This is a genomic window from Halomonas sp. MMH1-48 (genome assembly GCF_022348105.1).
Lineage (GTDB): Bacteria > Pseudomonadota > Gammaproteobacteria > Pseudomonadales > Halomonadaceae > Vreelandella > Vreelandella piezotolerans.
The window spans coordinates 20360-27717 of sequence record NZ_JAKRFL010000028.1; the positions used below are offsets into that span (position 1 = coordinate 20360).

Below are 7358 nucleotides of genomic sequence, written 5' to 3' on the forward strand. Positions count from 1 at the left end.
GACAATGCGCATCTAAATGATAATGATTATATTATCCATAAAGAGCCAAGCAGGTCTACCTTTGCGAACGAACCGTTCGAACTAACGAACTACCTCGACATGAGGCAGCCACAAGAACAACATTGAAAATGAGAATATTTTGTCTTAGGGTGCTGGCTGCCCTGATTTCGTGACTGAGCTTGCCTGAGCCTACCTTATGCCCGCCTATTCCCACCCTGCATCACGACTCACCGCTGACGGCCTGCACGCGGGCTACGACACCAAGCGCATTCTGCAGGGGGTGGACCTGACCGTGGCGGAAGGCCAACTCACCGTGCTACTGGGCCCCAATGGCAGCGGCAAATCGACCCTGCTGAAAACTTTGGCGCGCACGCTGACGCCCAGCGGCGGGCATGTCTATCTCGATGGCAAGGACATTCACCGCAGTAACACCCGCGAGGTTGCTCAACGGCTGGGCATTTTGCCGCAAGGCCCCACCGCTCCCGAAGGGTTGAGCGTCAAACAGCTGGTGGGGATGGGGCGCTTCCCCCACCAAGGGTTGTGGAAAAAAGACCCGCAGCAGGATGCCAGCGCCATCGCGGAAGCCATGGCCTATATGCACGTGACCGAGTTTGCCGACCGGGATGTGGAAGCGCTCTCTGGCGGCCAGCGCCAGCGCTGCTGGATCGCGATGGTGCTCGCCCAGCAGACCGATTTGATTTTGCTGGATGAACCCACCACCTTTTTAGACTTGAAGGTGCAGGTAGAGCTGTTGGCGCTGCTATCTCGGCTGGCCCACGACCATGGCCGCACGCTGCTACTGGTGCTGCACGACTTGAATCTCGCCGCCGCTTACGCCGACCATCTAGTCATGATGCGCGACGGGCAAATCGTCATCAGCGGCACGCCAAGCGATGTGTTCACCGCGGCCAACCTAAAGCGCGTCTTCGACTTGGATGCTCACATTCTGCGCGACCCCGCTAGCGGTAGCCCAGTGTGCGTGCCCTTCTCCTCGGCGACGTTACAGGCAGTCCTATGAACCACACCTTCTGCGCGGATTTAAGCCGTGAACAGCACGACCCGCTGGCCGGTAGCGCCGCTCATGCCGAGCGCAACTTACTACTCAGCTGGCCGCGCGCGAAGTGGCAGCGCAAACTCCGCCACGCCAGCGATATGAGCAATTCATTAAAGCAAACGCTAGATACGCTGGCTGACGATGGCCTACGCATCAACCTGATCCAACAGCCGGGCATGGAAAAGTACCAGCATCAGCTCTTTCTGATGCCGGAGCGGCGCCGCTTTCGCGTGGCACGATGGGAATTAGAGGCGTTCTTCAGCGCCTTTCAAAGTGGCAGCCGCCTTAGCCAGTGGGAGCAGCCAGCGATGCTCAATGATTTGGTTCTTTGCTGTACCCACGGCACCAAAGATAAGTGCTGCGCGAAGTACGGTTATAAAACGTTCAAAGCGCTAGCCAGCACGGTAGCTGAGCACCCGCTGCCGTTCGAGGTATGGGAGAGCAGCCACCTCGGCGGCTGCCGACTCGCTGCCAGCGTGATCGTGCTGCCAAACGTGCGCAAATATGGGCGTATTACGCCAGAACAAGCGCTGCCCTTCTTACAGGCGGAAGCCCGCCAACAGCGCTTTTTGCCCGGCTACCGTGGCGGCTCACAGCTCACTCCCGCGCAGCAAAGCGCTGAAATCGCTGCGTTGACGCAGTTCAGCACAGAAGCAAGACAACCCACGTTGGCTCTGATCAGCGATCACGGCGACGACCAAACACGAGAGATACGCTTTCAGTGGCGGCTCGACCAGCGGCAAGGTGAACTGACCGTGCACTGCCAAGCCACCACCCTATGGCGTGTGGATACCTGTGCAGACCTAGCGCAAGGCCCCACCGAAAGCACGGTATGGCAGGCTAAGGTGGGCTCGAGGCACGCCCCATCAAGTACTCCGCCACCGCCTGATAAGCAGGCAGCGAGGTAGGATCGTTGGCCGCGTTACCCGCCACCGGGTGAGAGGCAAACCGCACGATCACCATCTCAGCGGTGGGGTCGATATACATCGTTTGGCCATGCACACCCCGAGCAGCGAATGCTCCGTGGTCATTATGCAGTGACCACCACATGCCGCGATAACTGCCACCTGGCAGAGTAGAGTAGCCCGCTTGTGCGAACGCTTCCCGGTCTCCCCCCTGGCGGATACGTTGCACCGCCGCCGCTGGGAAAAGTGACTGGCCGTTGTGCTGCCCCTCGTCCAAGACGAGCTGCCCCACTCTGGTCAAGTCGCGCAGCCCTGCACTCAGCCCGCCGCCCGCGAACGGCGTACCAATCGAGTCCACCGTAAAGTAGGCATCTTGCTCCATGCCCAACCACTGCCAGAGCCGGGACGAAAGTAGCGATGCCACGGACTCGCCGGTAGTGCGCGCAATCACCCAGCCCAGGGCATCGGTGTTGATCGTCTTATAACCAAATACTTGACCGTGCTCCCCGTCTGGCTGAACCGTTGCCAAATATTCATAATAAGTGCGTGGGCCGCTGTACTCCTCCGGTTTCGGTAACGGGCTGGCCGCCGCGTTATAGGCCCAAATTTCAGCGTCTGGGTCGCTGTAATCTTCGCTAAACGCCAGTCCGGTCGTCATTTCCAGCAGTTGCTGCACCGTGGCGTTTCCAAAAGCGCTGTTGGCGAGTTCGGGCACGATGTCTCCCACCAGCTCTTCCTCATCGAGCACGCCCTCTGCGACCAGAATCTCGCCTAGCAGGCCGGTCATCGATTTAGTGACGGACATGGCGCCATGCTGACCGCGCTCGTCTAAACACCCACTATAGTGCTCATACACCACTTGTCCTTGATGCAAAATCAGAAGGCCATCGGTGTAGTTCTCACTCAGCGACGCCGCCCAAGTCATCGGCGTTTCGCTACCGAGCGGGTAAAACGTAACGGCATCGACTCCCTCGTCTAGGGCATAGGGGAGAGATAAGGGAGCCGCCAGCCCCCGGCTCACCTGTTTGGTAGGCAGTAATTCCCGAAAATGACATACCGTCCAGCGCATCTTGGGAAAGCTAAAATAGTCGGCATCGGGTTGGCCAATGATGCGCTCGGCAGGCGGTGGAAATCCCTGCATCCAGCCCAAGCGCACCGGATCGGACCCCTCCGCGCTCAGCGGCTCCGCCAACGCACCGCTCCCGCCCACCAGCATCGCGAGTATCGACGCCCCACTCAGCACACCTCGACCATTCGGTAACATCTGCGTCTCCTTACCCCATGGCGCCCTCTCCGAAGGCGATGTCTCATGAGTATAGGCAAGAAAACACGCGTGTTTTGCAGACCGCCTAACGCACAACGCCCGGCATTTAGCCGGGCGTGTAGGTCGTGCCGCACTTTGAAACGTTTACCAGCGGTACTTCACGCTGCCGATAATGCTGCGCGATTCACCGTAATAACACCAGTACTCACAGCTGGCGACATACTCTTCATCGGTCAAGTTATTGACGTTGACCTGCGCCTGCCAGCCGTCGGCAAACTCATAACCGACCATGGCATCCGCCACCATATAACTATCGACGGCGGTATTGTCCGCGACGCTCGTATCCACCGTACTGCCCACGTAGCGAACGCCAGCACCCAAGCTCACTCCCTGTAATGCGCCGCCAGTAAAGGCGTAATCCAGCCATGTAGAGGCTTGGTGGCGGGGGATCAGCGGCGCACGCTGATCGTCTTCCAAGCGCGAATCCGTGTAGGTATACGCAGCCGTCACTTTTAACGCATCGGTGAGATAGCCAACGCCTTCCAGCTCGAACCCTTGAGAGGTGCGCTCGCCTTCTTGAACCTGGAACCCGGCAGGAGAACTCACGAGCGTATTGTTCTCTTTCAGATCGAACACAGCGGCCGTCACGTAGCCATCCCAGCCAAACGGCGCGATTTTGACACCGGCTTCCCACTGCTCGCCTTCGCGGGGCTCGTACAGATCGCCCGCATCATCCACACGCCCCACCGGATCGAACGACTCGGTGTAGCTGATGTACGGGTTGATTCCTTGATCACTCAAGTACATCGCGCCGCCCGACCAAGAGACCTGGTCATCATCAGAGCGCTGCGTGACGCCGGAAGTCAGATTGCGGTTCTCGGTTTCGGCCTGATCGACACGCACACCGCCAAGCAGCACCCAGCGATCATCGATGCGCAGCTGGTTTTGAGCGTACAAACCGGTCTGCTCTTTATCGATCTCGCGGCTCAACAAGTCATCCGCGCCCACCGGCGTGAAGTTGCCGTAGGTAGGGTCGAACACATCGATAGGATCGCCAAATGGGAACGGGTCGGCTTCTTGCCCACTCACCCCCAGGTTCTGATAATCGACACCCAATAACAGCGTGTTTTCGGTGCGGTCCGTGTACCAGTTACCCACCATGCGGTTATCGACCGTCCAGCTGTCGATAGAACCATCGCGATAGACATGGCCACGCGTTGCCCGACGGGCGTCCGACATGAAGAACGCATAGGTGCTGCGTAGCTCCAGGTCTAGCTCGCTGTAGCGTAAATCTTGCTCGAAGCGCCACGTATCGTTGAGGTCATGGCGCAGCTCGTAACCCAGCGCCCACTGCGTGCGGTTATCACGGTCGTAGCCCGGCTCGCTGAGGTTGGTTTGCGGGTCGACGCGGCCAAACGGCGTATCCTGCACGGTGCCGTAGGGCAGTTTGAACGGGTTGACCGGCACGCCATCGTCTTTCTGCACGCTGGCCAAGAAAGTAACGGTCGTATCGTCGCTCATATCGACGGCGAGGCTAGGCGCGAAGTAATAGCGCTCGTTGTCCGTGTGGTCGAGATCGCCATCGCGCTCTTTGTACAAGCCCACCAACCGATAGCGAACGTCACCCGACTCACCCAACGGCCCGCTGGTATCGACGCCTACTTGGCGATGATTCCGGTTGCCCAGTTGGAAATTCACCTCGCCCTGCGGCGTCTCCGTTGGGCGCTTGCTCACCGCATTGATCAAACCACCGGGAGGCGCCTCGCCGTACAGAATCGAGGAAGGCCCTTTGAAGACTTCAACTCGCTCCAGGCCATACGGCTCAGGCAGCCACTGGTAAAAGCCTTCACGGTAAATGCGCAACCCATCCTGATAAGTGGACTGGTCAAAACCACGCACCTTGAACCAATCCGTATTGTTGTCACTGCCATAGTGGCCTGACAGCACACCGGCACGATAGCGGAAGGTTTCATCCAGCTGCTGCACGTTGCGGGTTTCCAGCTCTTCCCGATCAACGCTAGAGACCGGGCGCGGCGTCTCCACCAGCGGCGTATCGACCTTCAACGCGGTCGCGGTGACCACGGTGGTACCGGTGTCAATGGTGTCTTCTTGAGCCAGCGCGGCCAACGGCGCAGCGCACAGCATTCCACCGAGCGACACCACCAGTGAACGACGAACGGCAGCAGGCAACGGAGCGACGGAAAACGGGAGAGTTTTACGGAGCATGAGGAAGTCTCAACGGGTATGAGGAGATGTATCGTTATAGTAAGGCGAATGATACGAATTTTGATTCACAATCACAACACGAAAGGCAAGGCACTCTGATTTTTAGATTTTTCTAATTGAAGGTACTCACCGCGCCGGATAGTATGGACATACAAATAAAACTTAATAGCTGGGTAGGCAGCTCGATACGGAGCCTTGAGACGATGGCCAGGTTCATTCCAACACTGACGACCATTCCTCGTATGAATCCCGGTGAACGCCGGGTAGCACAGCGACTCGACAGCCTGCTCGAAGACGACTATCTCGTTTGGTACGACATACCGTTAGGGGCAAAGCGCCGCTATCCCGACTTCATCGTCCTGCATCCTGCTCGAGGTCTGCTGTTTCTTGAAGTCAAGGATTGGAAGGTCGACACCCTGCGTTCGATCACGCCGGACAGTGTTGAAATCGACACTCATCAAGGTCGCAAGACCATCAGCAATCCGCTCGCCCAGGCCCGCCAATGCGCCTTTTCCGCCATCAACCAGCTACAGCGCGACCCACAGTTGACTCAAGCGGGTCAGCGCTATCGTGGGAAATTGTGTTTCCCCTACGGCTTTGGAGTCGTCTTTCCCAATATCACTCGTTTGCAGTGGAATAAGGCCGTTTCAGAGGAGGATCAAGCGCTTGTCTTGCCAAGCCGCCTGGTGATATGTAAAGACGAGATGCTGACCACCACAGATCCCGAAGCCTTTCAGGAACGACTCTGGAACATGTTCGAGTATCGCTTCGGTGAGAAGCTTAGCGTCCCGCAGATCGACCGAATTCGTTGGCAGCTATTTCCGGAAGTTCGTATCGATGCACCCACGCAGGACTTCTTCGAGAGTGATAGCGCCGAGAAAGAAGAGTCAGCCGTGAGTCTCGTACCCGATATCACTCGCGTGATGGACCTACACCAAGAGCAGCTGGCACGCAGCATGGGGGACGGCCACCGAGTGATCCACGGCGTGGCTGGCTCTGGCAAGACACTGATTCTCGGCTATCGCTGCCTTCACCTAGCCCAAGCGACGAGCAAGCCGATTTTGGTGCTCTGTTTCAACATCACCCTAGCGGCACGACTACGCAGCTTCATTGCCGACAAGGGGCTTTCCGAAAAGGTCAAGGTGCACCATTTCCATGAGTGGTGCGGACTGCAACTCAAAACCTACCACGTCAACCTGCTACCGGGTCATCAACCCATTTGGGAGCGCCAAGTGGAAAGCGTCATACAGGCCGTCGATCAGTCGCATATTCCGCGGGCGCAATATGGCGCGGTGATGATTGACGAAGGCCATGATTTCGAGCAGGCCTGGCTCAAGCTGGTGGTACAGATGATCGATCCAGATACCAACTCGCTGCTGCTGCTCTACGACGACGCTCAATCCATTTACCAAAAGGGCTCACTCAAATTCCCGCTCTCCTCGGCCGGCATTCAGGCACGTGGACGCACTACCATTCTCAAGCTCAACTATCGCAATACCCGAGAAATACTGACATTTGCCTACGACTTCGCACGGGATTTTCTCGAGGCACACGATACCGACGAGGATCACGTTCCATTGATTGCGCCAGAAGTGGCCGGTGTCAGCGGCCCCAAGCCCGCCTTTCGCCACTTCGACAGTGACCAGCAGGAGAGCCGTTATCTCGTACACTGTATCCAGGCTTGGCAGCAGCAAGGTAGCCCCTTAAGCAGCATAGCGGTGGTGTATACCACCAATACTCAAGGACAGTACTTCCACAAGGCCCTTCAAAAAGCGGGCATCCCTAGCCCGGATTTCTCATAGCACCTCAGCAAGTATCTTACCCAAGACGTAATGCTACTAAAAACCTATTGGCACGGTTTAAACTGCCTACTTTTTAACCACTTCCCGTCGTTCAGACACACTTCCCC

5 protein-coding genes are annotated in these 7358 nt (G+C 57.5%); 3 read left to right on the forward strand and 2 right to left on the reverse strand.

The genetic code is table 11. The annotated features are described in order from the left end of the window. The first annotated feature begins 196 nt into the window (after positions 1-196). Both MHM37_RS16255 and MHM37_RS16260 read left to right on the forward strand, forming a co-directional pair. Positions 197-1018 (forward strand): ABC transporter ATP-binding protein, encoded by an 822-nt coding sequence (locus tag MHM37_RS16255; RefSeq protein ID WP_239297317.1) that lies wholly within the window; start codon positions 197-199, stop codon positions 1016-1018. Continuing rightward, positions 1015-1962, forward strand: coding sequence for a sucrase ferredoxin (locus tag MHM37_RS16260; protein WP_239297316.1), 948 nt, complete (start codon positions 1015-1017; stop codon positions 1960-1962). Before MHM37_RS16255 ends, MHM37_RS16260 begins: the two co-directional genes overlap by 4 nt. Here the strand turns inward: MHM37_RS16260 and MHM37_RS16265 are convergent. Both MHM37_RS16265 and MHM37_RS16270 read right to left on the reverse strand, forming a co-directional pair. Beyond that, entirely contained in the window at positions 1895-3223 is a 1329-nt protein-coding gene (locus MHM37_RS16265) for a serine hydrolase (RefSeq protein ID WP_239297315.1), read from the reverse strand. The genes MHM37_RS16260 and MHM37_RS16265 overlap by 68 nt on opposite strands. Positions 3224-3367: 144 nt before the next feature. Next, a complete protein-coding gene (locus tag MHM37_RS16270) occupies positions 3368-5449 on the reverse strand; it encodes a TonB-dependent siderophore receptor (RefSeq protein WP_239297314.1) in 2082 nt (693 codons plus the stop codon). A 203-nt stretch (positions 5450-5652) separates the two neighbouring features. On the opposite strand from MHM37_RS16270, the gene MHM37_RS16275 reads away from it, so the two are divergent. After that, positions 5653-7251 carry a nuclease-related domain-containing DEAD/DEAH box helicase gene (locus MHM37_RS16275; protein WP_239297313.1) on the forward strand — a complete coding sequence of 533 codons (1599 nt, stop codon included), beginning with the start codon at positions 5653-5655 and terminating at the stop codon, positions 7249-7251. Positions 7252-7358 lie beyond the last annotated feature (107 nt).